Annotated in this window: 16 protein-coding genes and 1 pseudogene; 13 read left to right on the top strand and 4 right to left on the bottom strand. The window is 70.4% G+C overall.

The features are described 5' to 3' along the window. Positions 1-37: 37 nt before the first annotated feature. Positions 38-1,201, bottom strand: coding sequence for an acyl-CoA dehydrogenase family protein (locus QQK49_RS03360; RefSeq protein WP_284302695.1), 1,164 nt, complete (start codon positions 1,199-1,201; stop codon positions 38-40). A 347-nt stretch (positions 1,202-1,548) separates the two neighbouring features. Between QQK49_RS03360 and QQK49_RS03355 the strand changes: the two genes are divergently transcribed. The 4 genes from QQK49_RS03355 to QQK49_RS03340 are packed head-to-tail and all read left to right on the top strand — an operon-like array spanning position 1,549 to position 3,762. Continuing rightward, complete coding sequence (locus QQK49_RS03355; protein ID WP_284302693.1) at positions 1,549-1,926, top strand: hypothetical protein; 378 nt, start codon at positions 1,549-1,551, stop codon at positions 1,924-1,926. A 32-nt stretch (positions 1,927-1,958) separates the two neighbouring features. Further along, entirely contained in the window at positions 1,959-2,129 is a 171-nt protein-coding gene (locus QQK49_RS03350; protein WP_284302692.1) for a hypothetical protein, read from the top strand. Continuing rightward, a complete protein-coding gene (locus tag QQK49_RS03345) occupies positions 2,120-2,872 on the top strand; it encodes a hypothetical protein (RefSeq protein WP_284302691.1) in 753 nt (250 codons plus the stop codon). The genes QQK49_RS03350 and QQK49_RS03345 overlap by 10 nt, the downstream gene beginning before the upstream one ends. Positions 2,873-2,931: 59 nt before the next feature. Continuing rightward, complete coding sequence (locus tag QQK49_RS03340) at positions 2,932-3,762, top strand: aldo/keto reductase (protein WP_284302690.1); 831 nt, start codon at positions 2,932-2,934, stop codon at positions 3,760-3,762. A 110-nt stretch (positions 3,763-3,872) separates the two neighbouring features. On the opposite strand, the gene QQK49_RS03335 is transcribed toward QQK49_RS03340, so the two are convergent. Further along, the gene (locus tag QQK49_RS03335; RefSeq protein ID WP_284302689.1) at positions 3,873-4,448 is read right to left on the bottom strand and encodes an endonuclease domain-containing protein; all 576 of its coding nucleotides are present in this window, start codon (positions 4,446-4,448) and stop codon (positions 3,873-3,875) included. A gap of 476 nt (positions 4,449-4,924) precedes the next feature. Here QQK49_RS03335 and QQK49_RS03330 point away from each other — a divergent pair, with 476 nt between their 5' ends. The 8 genes from QQK49_RS03330 to QQK49_RS03295 all read left to right on the top strand — a co-directional run bounded on the left by QQK49_RS03330 (position 4,925) and on the right by QQK49_RS03295 (position 15,288). Next, complete coding sequence (locus tag QQK49_RS03330) at positions 4,925-5,875, top strand: hypothetical protein (RefSeq protein WP_284302688.1); 951 nt, start codon at positions 4,925-4,927, stop codon at positions 5,873-5,875. Next, the gene (locus QQK49_RS03325) at positions 5,764-6,711 is read left to right on the top strand and encodes a hypothetical protein (RefSeq protein WP_284302687.1); all 948 of its coding nucleotides are present in this window, start codon (positions 5,764-5,766) and stop codon (positions 6,709-6,711) included. Before QQK49_RS03330 ends, QQK49_RS03325 begins: the two co-directional genes overlap by 112 nt. A 246-nt stretch (positions 6,712-6,957) precedes the next feature. After that, positions 6,958-8,343 carry a cell wall-binding repeat-containing protein gene (locus QQK49_RS03320; protein ID WP_284302686.1) on the top strand — a complete coding sequence of 462 codons (1,386 nt, stop codon included), beginning with the start codon at positions 6,958-6,960 and terminating at the stop codon, positions 8,341-8,343. After that, the gene (locus QQK49_RS03315) at positions 8,280-8,663 is read left to right on the top strand and encodes a zinc metalloprotease (RefSeq protein WP_284302685.1); all 384 of its coding nucleotides are present in this window, start codon (positions 8,280-8,282) and stop codon (positions 8,661-8,663) included. The genes QQK49_RS03320 and QQK49_RS03315 overlap by 64 nt, the downstream gene beginning before the upstream one ends. 122 nt (positions 8,664-8,785) lie before the next feature. Beyond that, a complete protein-coding gene (locus QQK49_RS03310; protein ID WP_348536072.1) occupies positions 8,786-11,140 on the top strand; it encodes a glycoside hydrolase family 31 protein in 2,355 nt (784 codons plus the stop codon). 369 nt (positions 11,141-11,509) lie between these two features. Further along, entirely contained in the window at positions 11,510-12,535 is a 1,026-nt protein-coding gene (locus QQK49_RS03305) for a hypothetical protein (protein ID WP_284302683.1), read from the top strand. A gap of 105 nt (positions 12,536-12,640) precedes the next feature. Then, the gene (locus QQK49_RS03300) at positions 12,641-13,171 is read left to right on the top strand and encodes a hypothetical protein (RefSeq protein ID WP_284302682.1); all 531 of its coding nucleotides are present in this window, start codon (positions 12,641-12,643) and stop codon (positions 13,169-13,171) included. A gap of 260 nt (positions 13,172-13,431) precedes the next feature. Further along, entirely contained in the window at positions 13,432-15,288 is a 1,857-nt protein-coding gene (locus QQK49_RS03295; RefSeq protein ID WP_284302681.1) for a cell wall-binding repeat-containing protein, read from the top strand. A 134-nt stretch (positions 15,289-15,422) separates the two neighbouring features. Here QQK49_RS03295 and QQK49_RS22555 read toward each other — a convergent pair whose 3' ends face one another. Next, positions 15,423-15,689 (bottom strand): HNH endonuclease signature motif containing protein, encoded by a 267-nt coding sequence (locus tag QQK49_RS22555; RefSeq protein WP_348536248.1) that lies wholly within the window; start codon positions 15,687-15,689, stop codon positions 15,423-15,425. Next, a pseudogene (locus QQK49_RS03290) lies at positions 15,687-16,466 on the bottom strand (DUF222 domain-containing protein); the annotation flags it as partial. The gene QQK49_RS22555 and the pseudogene QQK49_RS03290, both read right to left, overlap by 3 nt. A gap of 1,748 nt (positions 16,467-18,214) precedes the next feature. On the opposite strand from QQK49_RS03290, the gene QQK49_RS03280 reads away from it, so the two are divergent. Continuing rightward, positions 18,215-18,688, top strand: a complete 474-nt coding sequence (locus QQK49_RS03280; protein ID WP_348536071.1) for an O-antigen ligase family protein — start codon at positions 18,215-18,217, stop codon at positions 18,686-18,688. Positions 18,689-18,750 lie beyond the last annotated feature (62 nt).

The following is an 18,750-nucleotide window of genomic DNA, read 5'->3' as shown; positions in this document are numbered from 1 at the left end:
CCGTGGACGGTGTCCACGGTCGTCGCGCGAGGGCAGGTCAGCGCAGGACCATGCGGCCCATGACGAGGCGCTGGATCTGGTTGGTGCCTTCGTAGATCTGCGTGATCTTGGCGTCGCGCATCATGCGCTCGACCGGGTGGTCCTCGACGTACCCGGCGCCACCGAGGAGCTGGACGGCGTCGGTCGTGATCTTCATCGCGGCGTCGGCGGCGAAGCACTTGGCCGCGGCACCGAAGAAGCCCAGGTCGGAGTCCTGACGCTCGGACTTGCTCGCCGCCACGTACACGAGCTGGCGGGCGGCCTCGAGCTCCATCGCCATGTCGGCGAGCATGAACTGGATGGCCTGGTTCTCGGCGATGGCCTTGCCGAACTGCTTGCGCTCCTTGACGTACCCCACGGCGTAGTCGAGGGCGCCCTGGGCGATGCCGACGGCCTGCGCGCCGATGGTGACGCGCGTGTGGTCCAGGGTGCGCAGCGCGAGCTTGAGACCCGAGCCCTCGGCGCCGATGATGCGGTCGCCGGGGATGCGGCAGTTGTCGAAGAACAGTTCGCGCGTGGGCGAACCCTTGATGCCGAGCTTGCGCTCGGGCTCACCGAACGTGAACCCCTCATCGCCCTTCTCGACGACGAACGCGCTGACGTTGGCGCCGCGACGACCGTCGGGGTCGGTGACCGCGAGGACCGTGTAGTACTCCGAGGCCCCGGCGTTGGTGATCCAGCTCTTCTGTCCGTTGAGCACCCAGTCGTCGCCGGTGCGCGTGGCGCGGGTCTTCATCGACGCGGTGTCGGAGCCGGCCTCACGCTCGGAGAGCCCGTAGCTGAACATGGCGTCACCGGCGGCCATGGGGGCGAGGTACTTCTTCTTGATGTCCTCGTCCCCGCCGAGGATCACCGGCATCGAGCCCAGCTTGTTCACGGCCGGGATGAGACTCGAGCTGGCACAGACCCGCGCGACCTCCTCGATGACGATGCAGGTGGCCAGGGCGTCGGCCCCCATGCCCCCGTACTCCTCCGGCACGTGCGGCGCGTGGAAGTCGGACGCGACCAGGGCGTCCAGGGCCTCCTGGGGAAACACCTTGTCGTGATCGACCTTGGCGGCGTGCGGTGCGATCTGGTTCTCCGAGATCGCGCGGATCGCCGCCCGCAGTTCTTCGTGGTCGTCGGAGGTCTTGAACAGGTCGAAGTCGGAGTTGCCACTCATGTCCCGAAGACTAACCGCGCCGGACCCGGTGGTGACCTCTCATGAACAGGCGTGATCTCACCGGCACAGGTGCGGGCGCCCGGTGCGGGTCGACGTGGCGGGGTCGCCGCCGAGGAACACGCACCCCCCGACCCCGGTCCAAGTCGTACGTCCGCAGGTCAGAGGCGGTTTGTTCAGTGAATCGGCACTGATTGGTCAAGGGTTGTCCAGGGTCTGCGGTCGAGGTTCAGCATGACCGGCGTCCCGCCGACTGGGAGGGCGATTCCACGGTCGGCCATCGCCGTTCCGTTCGACCACGAGGAGAGCGCCAGGTGAGTGTGGCGACATCTACCCGGACCCTGTTCCCCTTGGAACAACGGACCTGGGTCTCCATCCTCACGATCGGCGTCGGGTTCGGCGTCGTCGCGACGGTGGCGCTGATCCTCGCCGGCGCACACGAGCGCGGAGTCATCGCCCTGGCCACGCCGCTGGTGTTCGGGTACACCGCCGCCACCATCCACCGGCCCCGCGACAGGCCACAGGGGGCGTTCCGCCGTCCGGTCGCCCGTGTCCTCAACTGGGTACTCGTCGGCCTCGCCACCGCGACCATCGCCTACGACGTCGCTCCCGTCGTCCGCGACGGACTGGACGGCGCCCACCCCGCCGTCCTGCTCGTGACCATCATGACTGTGGTTCTTCAGCTTGCGGTGGTAGTGATGGCACACGAGTCGCTGCGGCGGCTCTGAGGAGTGCCGCCGACGGGCAAGGGGGACCTGTCATGACCGTTCACCTCGTCTACCGCTCCTACGGCGGGGACAACGACAAGGATCGTCCGAGGTGGTTCGGCAAACTGCTGTGCGCCGCCTCGTTCGTGCGCGCGGCGCACGAGGCGGCCTGCGGGTGCACTGGCTCAACGACGGGCCCATCCCTGAGGACCGGATGCGCCTGATGGAGAAGTTCGGTGACGTCCTGACGATCGCCGGTGGCCCGGTCGGCATGCGCCGCAGCTACGTGACGGCCCTGCGTTACGCCATCGAGAGTCAGTGGCCCGACGACGACGTCGTCTACTTCTGCGAGGACGACTACCTGCACCTGCCCGACTCGCTGCGCTCGCTGCAGGCCGTCGCCGAGCAGAGCGGGGTCTCCTACTTCGCGTTGTACGGGCTCACCCCCGAGTTCGCCAACGAGAAGGAGGCGCCCGGCGCGTTCGCCTACCCCAAGCACTGGAAGGTCCTGCCGCCGATCGAGGCCGGCGGGGTGCAGTGGGTGCACGGAGTGAGCACGGCCAGTACGTTCGGCGCGCGCCTGGGGGCGCTGCGGCAGGACTACGGCATCTTCCGGCAGGCGATGTTCCCCTTCCGCCACCGCTTCCTCGACCACGAGACCTGCGTCGTCTACCAGGGCCGATACCCCTACCACGACAAGGAATACGTGCTCGGTCCTCGCGGCGACTTCGTCCCGGGACTGCGCGGCGTCGTGCGCGCGGCCGTGCTCGTGCCGTTCCGTCTCGCGCTGACGGTGCGGGCGGGCATGCAGTCCCGCCACCCCCACCCCCTATACACGGCGGCGCCCAACATCGCGTGCCACGCCGAGGTCGGCGTCATGAATCCCGGCCGCGACTGGGACGCCGTGGCGGAGGACGCCCGGCGGTGGGCGATCGAGCAAGGCCTCATGGCGCAGGCGACGGCCTGAGCCTCCCGGGCGCGAGGCCACCGCGCGGGGCCGCCGGGGTCCGGGTTTAGGTTGGCGCCATGGAGACGTACGAACTCAACGACGGGACCACGCTGCCGCGCATCGGATTCGGCACCTACCCCCTGCGGGGCGAGGCCGGCATCACGGCGATGACGACCGCACTCGAGGCCGGCTACCGGCTGTTGGACTCGGCGGTCAACTACCGCAACGAGTTCGAGGTCGGCGAGGCGTTGCGCCGCAGCGGCCTTCCCCGGGACGAGGTGCAGATCACGACCAAGGTCGCGGGCCGCGACCACGGCGCCTCGCGCGCGGTGAAGTCGATCGAGGCGTCCCTGGAGACGATGGGGCTCGACCGGCTCGACCTCGTGCTCATCCACTGGCCCAACCCGAGCCAGGGCAAGTACGTGCGCACCTGGGAGGGGCTCGTGCAGGCCCGTGAGCAGGGGCTCGTCACCTCGATCGGCGTCAGCAACTTCACCGAGGAGTACCTGCGGGAGATCATCTCCGCCACGGGCGTCACCCCGGCGGTCAACCAGATCGAGCTGCACCCGCGCTTCCCCCAGGCGCGGATGCGCGCCGTCCACGCCGAACTCGGCATCCAGACCGAGTCGTGGAGCCCGTTGGGCAAGGCCGACGCCGCCTACGACGAGCCGGCCGTCGCCGACGCCGCGTCGGCCCACGACGTCACGCCGGCCCAGGTCATCCTGCGTTGGCAGCTCCAGATCGGCTCGCTGCCCCTGCCCAAGTCGGCGAACCCCGACCGGCAGAAGGCCAACCTCGACGTCTTCGGTTTCGAGCTCTCGGGCGCCGAGGTCGAGGCCATCACCGCGCTCGGCCGCGAGGACGGACGCCTCTTCGGCGGCGACCCCCGCACCCACGAGGAGATGTAGCGAGTCGCGAGCACTGAGCGGGATGGTAACGCGCGGCCGCACGAAGGTCGGCGGTGGGCACACCCCTGTCACCTGCGGAGATGCGCCGACGGCCACTAGGTAGGTGCACTTTATAGTCCCGCTCGGTGCCCGGTCTCGCCGCGGTCGGCCCGGTCGACGGCCGCCTGCAGCATCGCGCGGCACCAGTCCGGATCGTCGACCACGGCACGGTAGGGCATGCGGAGCACCGTCCACCCGGCCACCGTGAGTTCGGTGTACCGGATGCAGTCACGCGCGAAGGCCTCGGGCGAGGCGTGGTGGGCGAAGCTGTCGCCTTCCACGACGATCCGGCGTGTGCTGTCGGCGAGGTCGACGCGAAACCGGTGCCGACCGACGCGAATCGGCACCTGGCAGTCGACGCCCAGTCCGGCGTCCAGGCACCGCACCCGCAGGGCCGATTCGAACGGGTTGGCGGCGTTGCCGTCCGCGAGCGTCGCCACCCGCAGTTTCGCCCGACGCCCGGGCCCTCGAGATCGCCTCGCACCTGCGATGAGGTCGTCGTGGTCGAGGCTCCCGAAGCGGAGGGCCGAGTCGGCCACGGCCAGTGCCTCCTCGAAGGGCAGGAGCACCGAGCAGTCGAGCACGGTGCGCAGCCTGGTCGTGACGATCCCTTCGGCGATCTCCTCCTCGGGGAGGGGACGCAGCACGATACGCACCCGCTTCGGAGTGCTGGCCCGACGGTGGTGTCGAACGGCGACGGTCACCGTGCCGGGTACGCGGAGCAGTTCCCACCCCCAGTGCCGGGCCGCGGAGGCGCCGATGAGCACTCCCCGGCCTCGGCGGCGAGCCGGGCATCCGAGGGCGCCGTGGTGTCCGATGCGTAGACCCCCGGGCGTGGCGCTCGAGGGACCCGTCGGCGACGGCGCGGTCGAGCGCACGGCGACCGATGGTCCGGAGCAGCGTGCGCCGGTCCGCGTATCCGCCGCACCGGGCCAGGACGTGCTCGATCGCGGCCTGGTCGTCCATGTCCGTACCCTTGCCCGCCTGCGTGGCAGCGTGGGCGCGCTATCCACAGCTGCCAGACTGGGATGTCGTACGGCGTTGTCCGAGGGGAGAATTCGTGGGGTCGCGAGCGCGGGAGGTGCCGCCGTCGACTGCTCGTCTGCTGCGAGGGTGCGCCTGGGTGGCGATCGTCGCGGCGGTCCTCACGGTGGTCGTGCACCTGTCGCGCCTGTCCTGGGGACTCGACCGCACCGACGAGGGTCAGTACCTGCTGCTCATGGCCGACCCCGAGGCGAGCCGCGGGTCGGTGTTCCTGTTCGGGCACCTCCTGCATCCCCTGTTCACGCTGCTCGGCGGTGACGTCCTGGCGTTGCGGATCGTCGGCACCCTCCTCTGCCTCCTCACCTCGGGGGTGCTGGGGTGGATCGCGGCACGGTCGACGTCGCGTGCGTCCGCCCCCTCGACGACCGCGACGGCGACGACGACGCTGGTCGTGGCCGCGTTCGGCGTCGGTCCGATGCTGTACTTCCCGCTCACCCCCAGCTACAACACCGTCGCCTTCTGGGGCGTGTGTCTGTGGGCGATGGGGTTGCTGCTGTCGGCGCGCTTCCCCACCGCCGGTGCCACGTCACGCGCGAAGGCGGGTTCGGCGTGGGTCGGGCCGGTCCTTCTCGGCATCGGTGGGGTGCTCGCGTTCGCAGGCAAGGCGACCACGGGAGCGGCGCTCGCGGCGTTGACGGTGGCGGTGGTGGTCGCGTTCCACCTCCTCACGCCCGGGGAACTCAGGCGACGACGACTGGTGTCACTGCTGGTCGGCGTGGGTGGTGCTGCAGTCGTCGCGTTGCTGTCGCTCATGCTCGTCACCGGCCACGGACCGGCGTGGTTCGTCGACTTCTACTCCGAGGAGCGCGCAGCGTCGCGCTCTTGCAGGGGCACGAGAACCTGGTGCGTCTCGACCCGTTCCTGCTCGACGGCGCGCTCGCGCTCCCGGTCCTCATGGCTGCGGCGACGTTCATCTCGGTGCTCGCCGGCATCGGTCGGGCGGGTCTGTTCGCGGTCGCGCTCCCCGTGGCCGGTCTCGTGCTCACGCTCGTGGCCCTCGCCGCGACGGCGCTCGGAGACCCGGCGTTGACGGGGTCGCCGTTCGCGCTCCTGGCCTGGTGGTGGCTGCCGGTGCCGGTGCTCGTGATGTTGCTGCCGGCGGCGCCGACGGGTGAGGCACGTGAGGTCGGGGATTCCGCGCCCTCCCCGGGTGGGGTGGCGAGTTCACAGCGACCCGGCACGCACCGCATCGTCGTCGCGGTGGCACTCGCCCTCCTGCCGCTGGCGTACGTGGTGGGGACCAACGGCAACTACTGGATCGCGCAGTCGCGGGCGGCGGTGTTCTGGGTCGTCGCGGGTGTCGTGCTCCTGGCGGGGCTCCCGGTGCAGCAGCGCGTGTACACGGCGGGGGCGGCCGTGTTCGCGTTGATCGTCGCGGCGCTGAGCCTGGGGTACGGCTACCGGTACACCCCGCCGCTCGAGGCAGCCGTGCGGCCGGCGCTCACCGCCGTGACCACGGTGTCTCCCGAGGGCGCCACCCTGCGTCTGACGGCGGAGGACGCGGCGACGTCGAGGCAGCTCGCGGCCGTCGCGGCGGAGCATCACCTCGAGGGGGTCCCCATGCTCGACGTCACGGGAGCCTCACCGGGATACATCCGGCAGCTCGGCGGACACCCGGTCGGCAGCTCGTGGCTGCTCGGCGGCTACCGAGGCAGCCTCGACGCCGCCCTGGCTGCGGTGAGCCACGATCGGGAGATGCTCGATGGTGCGTGGGTCCTCGACGCCCCGGATTCACGCCGCCGCATCGAGGGTCTCCTGCCGGCACTGGGCCGCTCCCCGGATCCGGACTATGAGGTCGTCACGACCTTCACCCACCACCTCGGATACGAGGTACAGCTCCTGAGGCCCGTCATCGACGGCACGTGAGTCGACGGCACGTGAGTCGACGGCAAGGTGCCCACGGACTCACCGGCTCCTCCTGTTCGAACTCGACGATCACCTCCGTGCGCCGAGAATCCCTGCGCCGTAACAGCCTTGCCCACCGCGCCCGGTCAGGCCTCTGACCAGCGGCGAAAGCGTGGGTGAGCGTTCATACAGAACCAGCCTCCGTGGTCGATGAGTGATGTGTCCTCCGGATGAGGACACCTGCCACAGTTCTCACGGAGGAGAGTCATGACGCGACTGCCACGCGTTCTGTCCACCCTTGCCGTGACCGCCGGTCTCACCGCCGGTGTGTCCTTCGGCGCCCCTGCCCATGCCCTCACCCCGACACCGCCGCCGGACGAGCCGGTGCGCGCCGTCGTCAGCACGACGACGACCGCCGACATCAACGTGCCCGTCGTCGAGTCCGACGCGAAGAGCGAGCGCATCGTCGACCGCGCCGTCTCCGGGCCGACGCGCCTCGCGGGAGCCAACCGCTACGAGACGTCGGTGCAGATCAGCCGCCGTGCGTACTCCCCCACCACGGCGTCGACGGTGTACCTCGTCGGCGGCAACAAGCTCGACGAGGCCCTCGCCGGAGCCGCCCTGACCGACGGGCCCGTCCTGCTCGTCCCGACCACCGGCACAGTGCCCGCCTCCGTCCTCGCGGAGATCCGCCGCCTCACCCCCGGCCGCGTCATCGCCCTCGGTGGTGGCACGTCGGTGTCTTCCGCGACGCTCGCGACCGCGGCCCAGGGGATCTCGACCTCCCGCCTCGGCACGGACTCCGTCTACGAGACCGCCGCCGCCATCGGGCGGCGCGCGTTCCCGAACGGCGCCTCGACGGTCTACCTGGCCCGCGTCGGCGGATCTCCCGATGCCGTCGTCGGCGGATCCCTCAGCGACGGTCCGGTCGTCCCGGTGCCCGCCACCGGCACGGCGCCCGCGGCGATCCGCGGTCTCGTGTCCGCCCTCTCGCCCCGGAGGGTCACGGGCCTGGGCGGCCCGGCCGCGATCTCGGACGCCACCCTGTCCTCGGCCGCCTCCGGGCGCTCGACCGGGCGCATCGCCGGCGCCCACCGCTACGAGACCTCGGGCAAGGTCGCCCGCGCCGCCTTCCCGACCGGTTCGAGCGTCGCCTACCTCGCGAGCGGCAACACCTTCGCCGACGCGGTGGCCGGAGGCACCCTCGGCGACGGCCCGGTGGTCCTCACTCCCCCCGCCTCTGCGACGGCGCTGGTCACCGGAGTCGCCGACACGCTCAAGACCCTCGGCGCCCGCAACATCGGCACCCTCGGTGGCCCGGTCGCCGTGCCGGACGGGGCGATCTCGGCCGTGGCCGCCAAGGTCCCGACCGCGACGACGGGGTCGCTGCCGACCTACGTGGCGCCGTCCCTCACCACGCCGGACCCGACGCCCACACCGACGGCCACCCCGAGCCCGACGCCGACCCCCACTCCCGCACCGACACCGACACCGACACCGACACCCACCTACACCCCACCCCCGCTCCGGCGCTCACCCAGAGCCCCGAGACGTGTGAGTCGGTCGTCGCCTCCTTCCGGCCGATCAGGATGGATTCGCGCTACACGATCTCCTGCGCAGCCGGGTTCGACGAGTCCCAGACCCTCGGTCTGACCACGACGTGGGTCGGGTACGACTCGGGTGAGTTCGTCAAGGGCACGGTCGAGATCCGCTCCGACCTCACCGGAAACCTCCTGCGCGCGGTCATCGCCCACGAGCTGGGCCACGCGTGGTCCTACGCCTACATGTCCTCGGGGCAGCGTCAGCAGTTCGCGAGCTACCTCGGCATGCGGAGCTGGAGCGGCGGCGACTACAACACGATGCCCGCGGAGGTCTGGGCCCGCACGCAGGCAACCTGTGCCGGCTGGCCCGACGGGTTCAACCGCAAGCAGATCACCTGCGCCGAGCTGAAGCCCTACGGCTGGCCCTCCTGAGCTGCACCGGAGACACCGGTCACGACACGCGCCGACCTGCTTGCCGCTCGGCGCGTTCCGTGACTGACTGACGTCATGCGGTTGCTCGAGAAGATCACGGATCACCGGTTCACACCGACCGGGTGCGAGGTGGTCGTCGACGGCCGGCACATCGTGCACGTGGCGGCGCTCCCTCTCGAGGGGCGCCGCTGCTGCGTGTCTGGATCCGCAAGGACGGACGCACCCGCGTGCCGCGCACGTGGTCGGTGCCCTCGCCCGATCAGGTGGACGTGCCGTGGGAGGGTCGGGACCGCGCGAGCATCGCCGACTCCGCGCCTGAGGTCGAGACGTGGGTCGAGGACGACACGCTGCTCCTGCGGCATCGGGATGTGCGGGTGCGGATGGCCTCCGACCCGTTCCGGCTCACCTACGAGCGGCTCGTGGGCGGCGAGTGGGTCGTCGTGCTGGCGGATCTCGCGACCGGTGCCTACCACGTGGGCTCGGACGCCCTCGTGCTCGAGGGCCTCACCGCGCCCGAGGGCACCGACGTCGCTCACGCCGTGCAACGCCGCCCCGGCGAGCGGGTACTCGGCCTGGGCGAGAAGGCGGGGCCGCTGGATCGGGCCGGGCGGCGTTACGAGATGCGCGCGCTCGACGCGATGGGGTACGACGCCGAACGCACCGATCCCCTCTACAAGCATTGGCCGATGCTCATCCGCACGGTGCCCGGGCAGCCGGGCGGCGCGGTCGGCCTGTTCTACGACAACTACTCCCGCTGCACGTTCGACCTGGGTCAGGCCAAGGACAACTACCACGCGCCGTTCTGGCAGTGGCACGCCGACTCCGGCGACCTCGACCTCTACCTGATGTTCGGAGATGAGGTCCTCGACGTCACCCGCGCGTTCGTCGCCCTGACCGGCCGCACCTACCTGCCGCCCCGGTGGAGTCTCGGGAATTCGGGGTCGACGATGACGTACACCGACGCCCCGGACGCCTCGACGCGGCTGCTGGAGTTCCTCGCACTCACCAAGCAGCACCGCATCCCGTGCGACAGCTTCCAGCTCAGCAGCGGGTACACCTCGATCGGTGACAAGCGGTACGTGTTCACGTGGAACCGCGACAAGTTTCCGGAGCCGTCCGCGAGCGTCGAGGCGTTCCGTGCCGCCGGCGTGCGCCTGGCCGCCAACATCAAACCCTGTCTGCTGCGGGATCATCCGCTGTACGAGCAGGTCGCCGCCGCAGGCCTGTTCGTCACCGATGTGACGACGGGCCGTCCCGAGCTCAGCCGCTTCTGGGACGACTCCGGCAGCCACCTCGACTTCACCAACCCGGACACGATCACGTGGTGGCGCCGGCAGATCCGCACGCAGTTGCTCGACTTCGGCATCGAGACCACGTGGAACGACAACAACGAGTTTCAGGTGTGGGACGAGAACGCGCTGTGCCACGGATTCGGCGAGCCGGTGCGCATCGGCGACGTGCGCCCCGCTCAGACCCTCCTCATGGTGCGGGCCTCGCACGAGGAGCAGCGCGCCCACCGCCCCGAGCGACGGCCCTACGTCATCTCCCGGTCGGGGCTGCCCGGGATGCAGCGGTATGCCCAGACGTGGTCGGGTGACAACGACAGCTCGTGGGAGACGTTGCGCGCCAACACGATCATGGGCGTCGGGATGAGCCTGTCGGGCCTGTACGACTTCGGGCACGACGTCGGCGGCTTCACGGGCACCAAACCCTCGCCGGAGCTGTTCGTGCGGTGGGTGCAGAACGGCATCGCTCACCCGAGGTTCACGATCCACTCCTGGCACGAGGACGGGTCGGTCAACGAGCCGTGGATGTACCCGGAGGTGCTCGAGGAGGTGCGGGCGGCCATCGAGCTCCGCTACCGCCTCATGCCCTACCTCTACACGCAGCGGGTGCTGGCCACGATCTGCCACGAACCGATCGTCCGGCCGACGTTCTCCGTCGACGAGTCGGACCCGCGCCTGTGGGAGGAGAACGCGGACTTCATGCTCGGCCCGTCCCTGCTGGTCGCCTCCGTGGTCGTCGACGGTGCCCGGACGCGGACCGTGCGCCTGCCCCGGACCCCGGGTGGGTGGTGGGACTGGCACACCGGCGAGCACTACGCCGGCGGCCTCGACGTCGAGCTGGACGCACCGCTCGAGCGTCTGCCGATGCTGGTCCGCGGCGGCGCGGGCATCCCCTTCGGTCCCGTCGTGCCGCACCTGGACCCGGCCCTGGACATCTCCCGCGAGCTGCGCCTCTTCCCGCCGCCGCCGGGGACGACGTCGCGGGGCTCCTGGTATGAGGACTCCGGCGACGGGGTCCTCGACGGCGGCTGGATCCGGTGGACGATGCAGGCCGAGGAGGACGCCGTGCGCGTCGTCGTCGACGCGGACGACGGGGTGTCGACGCTCTGGCCCCAGCTGGCGTTGCGCCTCCCGGAGGGTGACTCCCGCGAGATCCACGTCGCGGGATCGGTGGCGATCGCGCGCCTCTGACGTGCGACATCGCACGTCCTGGCCGGCGTGTTCTCGCCGCTCATCGGCCCTGACGGGACGCCGGCGACCTGCTCGATCCTGGTCTCCCGGGCGCCCCGCCGGTTTCCTTCCATGCAAGAACTGATGGCGAGGGTGTAACCCCGGGGTGTTCCGTGCCGATAGTCCGGGTGACGGTCCCAGCCGCAAAGGGTGGGACCGTCCTCCCATGTCCGGGGAGCCGCAAGGCCGTTGCCGTCCGGCCTGCAGCGTCCACATCCGCCGCCCGCGCCCGGTGCGTGATGAGGCAGGATGACTGCCGTTCGTGTGCGCAGCCTCCCGCGGTGACGACGGTCGGCACGCATGTCGCTCACCATCGCCCCAGGGGGCACCGTGAAACTCTCCGCTGCCGTGACCGCACTGACCGTCGCCGCACTGGGCTGTGCCGCACCGGCACCGGCTCAGCCCCTCGCTGCCGCACCGAGCCTGAGCGCGTCGAGCCAGAACGCAGCGAACCAGAACGCGGCGAACCAGAACGCGGCGAATCAGAGCGCACCGGGCCAGAGCGCACCGGGCCAGAGCGCCGACGACCCCGACGACACACAGGCCTCCCACCCCACCCGCCATGCCGCGACCCGCTCCCCCGCGCCCGAGGGCGATGCGTTCCTCGCGATGAGCATCCCCGACATCAAGGCGCGGGTGCGCAAGGCGGACGCCACCCCGATGAGCGCCCGTGACCGGCGGTGTCGCGATCTGGTGAAGTCGGCGATGCCGAGCTGGTGGGGTCCGTCTGGTCACACGGTCGTGTGCAAGCCGGGGACCACCAAGGGGTACGACTTCTGGTTCGACGGTGTCGCGGTCCTCACCGTCAACAGCAAGCTGGTGCCGGAACAGTGGGTGCAGTCGGTCGAGTGGGCGACGGCCAAGGTCGGCGCGTCGGAGCGCCTGCCGCTGTCGTCGGCTCCCGGCCTGTGTCGCACGGCGATCACGCAGTTCACGGCCCTGGCGAAGAAGGCGGGCAACTACCGCGTCCACTGCGTGCCGACGATCACGTGGAAGGTGCCCGACACCACGGTCAAGGACATGTCGGTGCTCGGGTACATCCAGTACGGCAAGCGCGACATCGCGATCCTCGAGACCCGTGATGTCGCCTCGATGGCCTACGTGACCGCTCACGAGCTGGGCCACGCCGTCTCCTACCTGCCCCGGGCGACGGCCCTGCGTGCGGAGGTCACCAAGCTCGCCGGCCGCAAGACGTTCACCGCCGGCCCCTACGTCGGCATGCCCGCGGAGGTCTGGGCCGAGTCGTTCGCCCGCTACTGGACCAAGCAGCACAAGACCCCCTCGATCCAGAAGAACCGCCTCTCGGTGAGCAAGGTCGACGCGCTGCTGAAGCAGCACGGGTTGCCGCGCCGCTGAGGGGGATCCGTAGCGGTACCCGACAGCCCTCATCTCCTCGGTCGTTCGACCGATCTGGAGGGTGCACATGCAGACCACGGACGGTCGACCACGTAAGGACGCGACATGAGCATGAGCGACACGCACCCCACCCTCGGCGGGGCACTGGTCGTCAGCACGCCACCCACCCCAGCCATCACCCGTGAACTCCGCACGCACCTGGAGTTCGCGGCATGCCTGCTGCTGCTGTGGCTCACCCTGCCGATGATCGTGACCGCCGCCGCCATGGCCGCCGGCAGTCCCGCCCTGATGGCGGTGGCCATGCTCGACGCCGAGGCGACGTCCGTGTCGATCTCCCGCCTGCCGGCCCTGTACGAGCTGTCGCTCCTCGGCCTCGCCGGAGTCGTCCTCGTGTCGTTCGTCGCCCGGGTGGCGCTGATCCCGGGTTGTGCGACGGGCGATTTTCACCGCGACATCTCGGGCCGGGCCTCGGTGCGCGTCGGCGTGATCGTCGCGCTCGCCAACTTTGTCGCGCTCACGTTCTATACGGCGGCCATCGTCGAGGCGTGGATCTTTCCGCTGCTCACCTTCTCGATCTGCCAGGTCGTGGGCGTGTACGTGGAGCGCCTGCGCCGCACCGACGACCTGCGCTGGTGACCGGCGACCGTAGCGACCCCCACTCCTGAGCGGCAGGCGCCCCTCGCACCCCGTCACACCGTGACTCCCCCGAACCGGACAATCGACACTCCTGGACGTACGTCTCGGACATCTGATCGACTTGCAAGCGGAGACCTGCCGGTTCACCATCATGGGTGGGCGTCCGGCTGATGCTGGGCCCCGACCGCGGGCTTGGGGGTCCAGCGTTCCGCGGTCTCCAACTTGAGGTCGCCTTCGCGCGACCGGAGGGGTGTCACCACATGCCTGTTGTTCGTTCTCGTTCTCTCACCACCGCTGCGACCGTCGCCATGATGGCGGCCGGTGTCGTCATTCCCGCGACGTCCGCCGCGGCTGCTCCCACGATCACCCTCACCCCCACGGCGCCGGTGGCGGGGCAGGCCTTCACCGCCAAGGTCACCGGCCTGACGGCCGGGACCCAGTACAGCGTGCCGCTGACCGCAACGAGCGCCAACGACCTCTCGAACCTCGCCGAGTCCAACTCGTGCGCCGCGCCCGCGGCGGCCGCCGCCGACGGCACGCTCACCTGCACCATCACCGAGACCACCAAGGGCGACTACCAGCTCAAGGTGCGCAGCGCCACGACGACCGAGTTCGCCTCTGCCGTCACGGTCAACGACTCGGTCGCCTCGGTGACCGCGCCGCGCGTGGCGGACACGCCGGGGTCCACCGCCGACGTCATCACCGTGTACAAGACCCCTGGCGTGGCGACCTGGACCGTGCAGGGCGGCACCCCGATCACCCTGGGTGCGAACGAGTCGAGCCGTGACGTGACGATCACGCACGGCTCGGGAGCCTCCACCGACGTCAAGGTGCTCGCCACCGCTGCGCCGGGTTACGTCCTCGCCGACGGCAAGACGACGCAGGAGTGGACCCTGCGCGCGACGACCGCCGCTCAGGTGCCGGCTGCGCTGACCGTCACCGAGCCGACCAAGGCCGACCCGGCCGGTAGCGCCAACGACGCCCTGACCTTCACGTCGACCCCCAACGTCACGTGGACGATGAACGGCGCGCCCGTCACGTTCGGTAGTGGCTCGACGGTCACGGTGAACGTCCCCTCGACCGTGACGCGGGACGCCAACGGCAAGGCGACGGTGACCGTCGTGGCGACCGCGGCAGAGGGCCAGACCTTCGGCAACGGCGCGTCGACCCGCACGTTCACGTACGAGTTCACGAGCGCTCGCTCCGAACCGTCGATCACCCGCGTTCAGGGTTCGGACCGGTTCGAGACCGCGGTGGAGATCGCCAAGAAGTACTTCCCTGGTCAGCGCGACACGGTGTACGTGGCCAACGGCATGAACTTCCCTGACGCTCTCGCTGCCGGTCCGGCCGCGGCGTCGGCGAAGGCTCCGCTGATGCTCACCGCGAGCGGCTCGGTCAAGCCGTCCGTGCTCGCCGAGATCCGCCGCATGCAGCCGAAGAACATCCGCATCGTGGGTGGCACGGCGGCCGTGAACGCGGACGTCGAGAAGCAGCTCGCGGAGATCGCCACGGTGTCCCGTATCCAGGGCGCTGACCGCTTCGCGACGGCGGCCAAGGTCTCCGCCGGTCGCTCGGCGGGTGGCACGGTCTACATCGCGTCCGGCATGAACTTCCCCGACGCTCTCGCGGGCGGTTCGGGTGCGGCTCGTGAGGGCGCGGCGATGCTCCTCACCGACGGCCGCACGCTGACGGACGAGACGGTCGTGGAGCTGCGCCGTCTGGCGCCGAAGAAGGTCGTGCTCGTCGGCGGTGACGACGTCGTGCGCACCTCGGTGGCCCGCCAGGTCGGCGACATCGTCGGCAACGTCCAGATCGACCGCGCCGGTGGTAGCGACCGTTTCGCCACCTCCGCGCTGATCATCGAGAACGTCACGGGCAAGCCGGTGGACAACAAGGCGCCGACCAGCGCCTTCCTCGCTACGGGCCTGAACTACCCGGACGCCCTCGCCGGCATCCCGGCGGCTCACTCCGTGAACGCCCCGCTCGCGCTGACGCTGCGTCAGTGCCTGCCGACCAGCGTCAAGACGCAGCTCGACAAGCTGCCGCTGACGGAGACGGTCCGCCTCGGATCGAGCAACATCGTCGGCGACTTCAGCGCCCTCACGGGTGGCTGCTGACCCACGATCGACTGACGAGGCCCCGGCGAGCATCGGCTTGCCGGGGCCTCGGCATGTGGTTCGCAGAATCGGGCACACCTCAGCGACCGCGAAGCCGTTCACCCCGTTCACCCCGTTCATCCCGGACACCCCGTTCATGCCGTGCCTGCCAAGGGCGTGTCGGGGCGTGGTCGATTGCCGATGGGTGTGCCGTCGGATCTGACCCAGTGGACTGCGTCGTCGTCGACGGTGGCGGTATGTCCTTTGCGGTGGACTTCGACGTGATGATGTCGGCAGAGCAGGGCGAGGTTGTTCAGGTCGGTTCGTCCGCCGGCGGCCCAGTGCGTGATGTGGTGTCCGTCGCACCAGCTCGAGGGTGCCGTGCAGCCGGGGAAGCTGCATCCCTTGTCGCGTAGTTGCAGCGCGTATCCCAGCCCGGGGGTGATGAGCCGTTTGGTGTGCCCGAGTTCGAGGAGTTCACCTGACCCGCCGAGGACGGCCGGGATGATCTGTGCGTCGCAGGCCAGCATCCGCACCTCGGTGGGTGAGAGCGCCTGGGCGAATCCGGTCGTCCCATAGCCTCGCTCGGTGGAGACCCGCTGCCCGCCGAAAGCCCCATGGGCTGCGGACTCGCCCGCGGCGTGGTCGGCGATCCCGGAGAGCAGGTCCTGCAGTGTCATCGTGATGACGACTCTGGCCTTGGATCCCGAGCCGGGCATCGCGCGGGACGGGGTGGTCGCGCCCCCGACCAGGGCCAGCAGCGCGTCGGCGCGTCGCTGACCGGGCGTGCGTTCGTCCAGGGTGCCGTCATCGCCCGGACGGGGTGCGGAGGTGGCGTGGATCGCGGCGGTGAACACGGCCTCGGAGGCCGGGTCCAGGCGCAGCGTCGCGCACAGCATCCCGGCGTGGTCGCGGCGGAAGGCGGTGAGTTCGCGCCGCTGGTAGTCCCGTTCGTGGGCGGCGTCCAGCGCGCCGGCGGTGCCGTACTGCCCGATGACCATGTCTTCGAGGGCTTCCAGCTCGCGGCGTACCGCTCCCTCGGCGGCCCAGCCGATGAGGGTCTCCAGCAGCACGTCCCAGTCGCCGTAGTCGATGGTAGAGCGCCACCGACGAAAGACCCGCGCGACCGTGGCCGCGGCCTCCATCGGCACCCGTCCCTCGATGATCGCCCGACGCAGCGCCGCCAGATCTCCCCTTCGGGCAGGGAGGCGATGTCCTTGAGTTGCCGGGCCTGCGCCCGGGCCAGCGGCGCGCCTCCCTCACGGCTGGACTGTTCCACCCACCGATCGACCCGCGGGTGATCGGACTGGGCGATCACGCCCCGCTGGTAGGCCTCCAGTACCACCGCGGCCCGGGTGGCCTCGGCCGCCGACACCAGCGCCGACGCGGCCGCCGCCACCGCCGCGAGGTCGCCGGAGGGGATCGACACCACGCCGCGAGCGAGGTCACCCAACTCCCGGGTGAGTCGCTCCACCTGCACCACGACAGCATCATCGGCGGGACCGATGATCGTGGTGAGTGCGGCTGTAGTCATACGTGCATCTTATCGAACACAAATACGCCTCACAACCCTCAGCCTGTTGATAACTCCAGACCCGATCAGCGCTGTGGATGAACCCCGACCTCCGTTACACCTCACAGCGATTCGCACACCGCACTCCGAACGCCACGAACTCAATTCTCGAGAATCCACAGCCGGCCTCCCGACCGCCGCATCAAAGAGACCCGAACCACGACCCCGAAGCACCGAAGCACCCCCAGATGGAGATCACCGTGCCACTCCCCTCCGACACCCTTTCCTCCCGAAGCACCGTCCACCGATCGACGCCGCCCGAATCCCCCTGAGACGCAAGCGCACTTGGCCGTCGCCCCGGTTCACCGCGACCCTGGAGGCCGAGGCCGGTCATCAAGGGGGCGTGATGAAGTACGGCGACGCTCCGATGACCGTCGGCACGGAGGCATCCGGCCGCACCGCTGAGCCTGCCCGCGATCAGCTCGAGGACGTCCGCGCCCACGTCACCCGCGAAGCCGCCCATGAGGCCGAGGTCGCCCGAACCATCCAGGGCCGCAAGCCGACTGCCACCCCGGCGACCACCCCGCCGACCTCCCACCAAGCCTCCCTCCACCACCGACAGCAAGCCCGCACCCGCAACCTCCGCCTCGCCACAGCAGCGGTCCTCGCCGTCTTCACCGTGTGGGCGCCGATGCTCACGACGCTCACGCCTCTCTTCCCTCCGGCCGTCATCTGGACCCTGTACGCCGTGGCCCTGGCCGCCGGGCTCACGCACCTACCGCAACTCCCCCGCCGCGGCGGCCTCCCGCTCGTCGCCCTCGTCGCCCTGTTCACGACGTGGGCCGCGTCGTATCCCCTGTGGTCGGCGTGGTGGCCGGGTGGGCGGTTGGTCGTCGCGGAAGCCCAGGGGCTCATCGCGTGCGCCCTCATCACCGTCGCATTCGTGCTGCTCACCGGCCCGACCCGGGGCGGCGTGAGCGCCATGCGCCGCCTCTGGCTGCTCGTCGTCGCACCCCTGGCGCTCATGGCCGTGGGCGAGTCCGTGACCGGAATCCACTTCAGCCCCGGCGCCCCCTACGGCCCCCCGGCGTTCTCCCCCGCGGGCCCGTTCGGCAACCCCAACAACCTCGCGTGTGTGCTGGTCGTGGGGGTCGGCGTGGTGCTCTCGCGCATGACCGAGCGCATCTCCCGCACCTACCTGGCCACCCTCGCAGTCACCGCAGCCGTGCTCGCGACACTCATCGCTCTCACCCTCAGCAGAGCCGGCCTGCTGGCCCTGGGCGCCGTCACCGCCGGAGCCGCGATCCTCGCCCTCGCGCGCCGCTACCCCCGCGCGGCCTGGCCGTCGATGCGTTGGACGATCCCGGCGCTGATCCTCGCTGCCGCAGCGACATTCGTCATCCCGCCGCTGCGCCGCGCCAACCCCTCGCGTGGATGCTGCTGCCCGGCGACGACGAGACGGTCCGGTCCGACTCCCTGCGCCTCACGCTCGTGCGCATCGCCCTGCAGTGGTGGCGTGAGGACCCGTGGACGGGCGTCGGCGGCGCGCGGTTCGAGGTACTCCTGCGCTGGAAGCATCCCGAGGTGGGGCGGGTGCTGCCGTTGCATCACACGTTCGTCGAGATCCTCACGGAGTACGGACTGCTCGTGTTCGTCCCGTTCGTCGTCGTGCTCGTGATGATCGCGTGGCGGGCGGTGCGCATCCCCCGGCGCGCGTCGACGCTGGGTCGTCCGACCTCCCTGGACGACGCGGGCGCCCGCTACCTGACTTTCGTGTTCTTCGTCGGGTTCGTGATGGCGGGTGTCGTCACGAGTTCGGCGCTGCGATGGACGCCGTGGTGGTTGATGCTCGCCTCGCTCGTCGTGCTGGCGTGGCATCTGAGGTTGCGGACTCGCCGCGCGCCGTAGTCCCACGCGCGCGGGGCACGGCGAGTGATCATGGGTCGGACATCACCTTCGACACGAGGCCG

The sequence above is a fragment of the Mobilicoccus caccae genome (genome assembly GCF_030161635.1).
Lineage (GTDB): Bacteria > Actinomycetota > Actinomycetes > Actinomycetales > Dermatophilaceae > Mobilicoccus > Mobilicoccus caccae.
Note: the sequence above shows the minus strand (reverse complement) of the source record. Positions and strands in the feature narration are given on the sequence as shown.

Coding starts and splice junctions, on each gene's coding strand:
- QQK49_RS03360 (WP_284302695.1), bottom strand. CDS start 1,201: ATGAGTGGCAACTCCGACTTCGACCTGTTCAAGACCTCCGACGACCAC.
- QQK49_RS03350 (WP_284302692.1), top strand. CDS start 1,959: ATGACCGTTCACCTCGTCTACCGCTCCTACGGCGGGGACAACGACAAG.
- QQK49_RS03345 (WP_284302691.1), top strand. CDS start 2,120: ATGCGCCTGATGGAGAAGTTCGGTGACGTCCTGACGATCGCCGGTGGC.
- QQK49_RS03340 (WP_284302690.1), top strand. CDS start 2,932: ATGGAGACGTACGAACTCAACGACGGGACCACGCTGCCGCGCATCGGA.
- QQK49_RS03320 (WP_284302686.1), top strand. CDS start 6,958: ATGACGCGACTGCCACGCGTTCTGTCCACCCTTGCCGTGACCGCCGGT.
- QQK49_RS03315 (WP_284302685.1), top strand. CDS start 8,280: ATGGATTCGCGCTACACGATCTCCTGCGCAGCCGGGTTCGACGAGTCC.
- QQK49_RS03300 (WP_284302682.1), top strand. CDS start 12,641: ATGAGCATGAGCGACACGCACCCCACCCTCGGCGGGGCACTGGTCGTC.
- QQK49_RS03295 (WP_284302681.1), top strand. CDS start 13,432: ATGCCTGTTGTTCGTTCTCGTTCTCTCACCACCGCTGCGACCGTCGCC.
- QQK49_RS03280 (WP_348536071.1), top strand. CDS start 18,215: ATGCTGCTGCCCGGCGACGACGAGACGGTCCGGTCCGACTCCCTGCGC.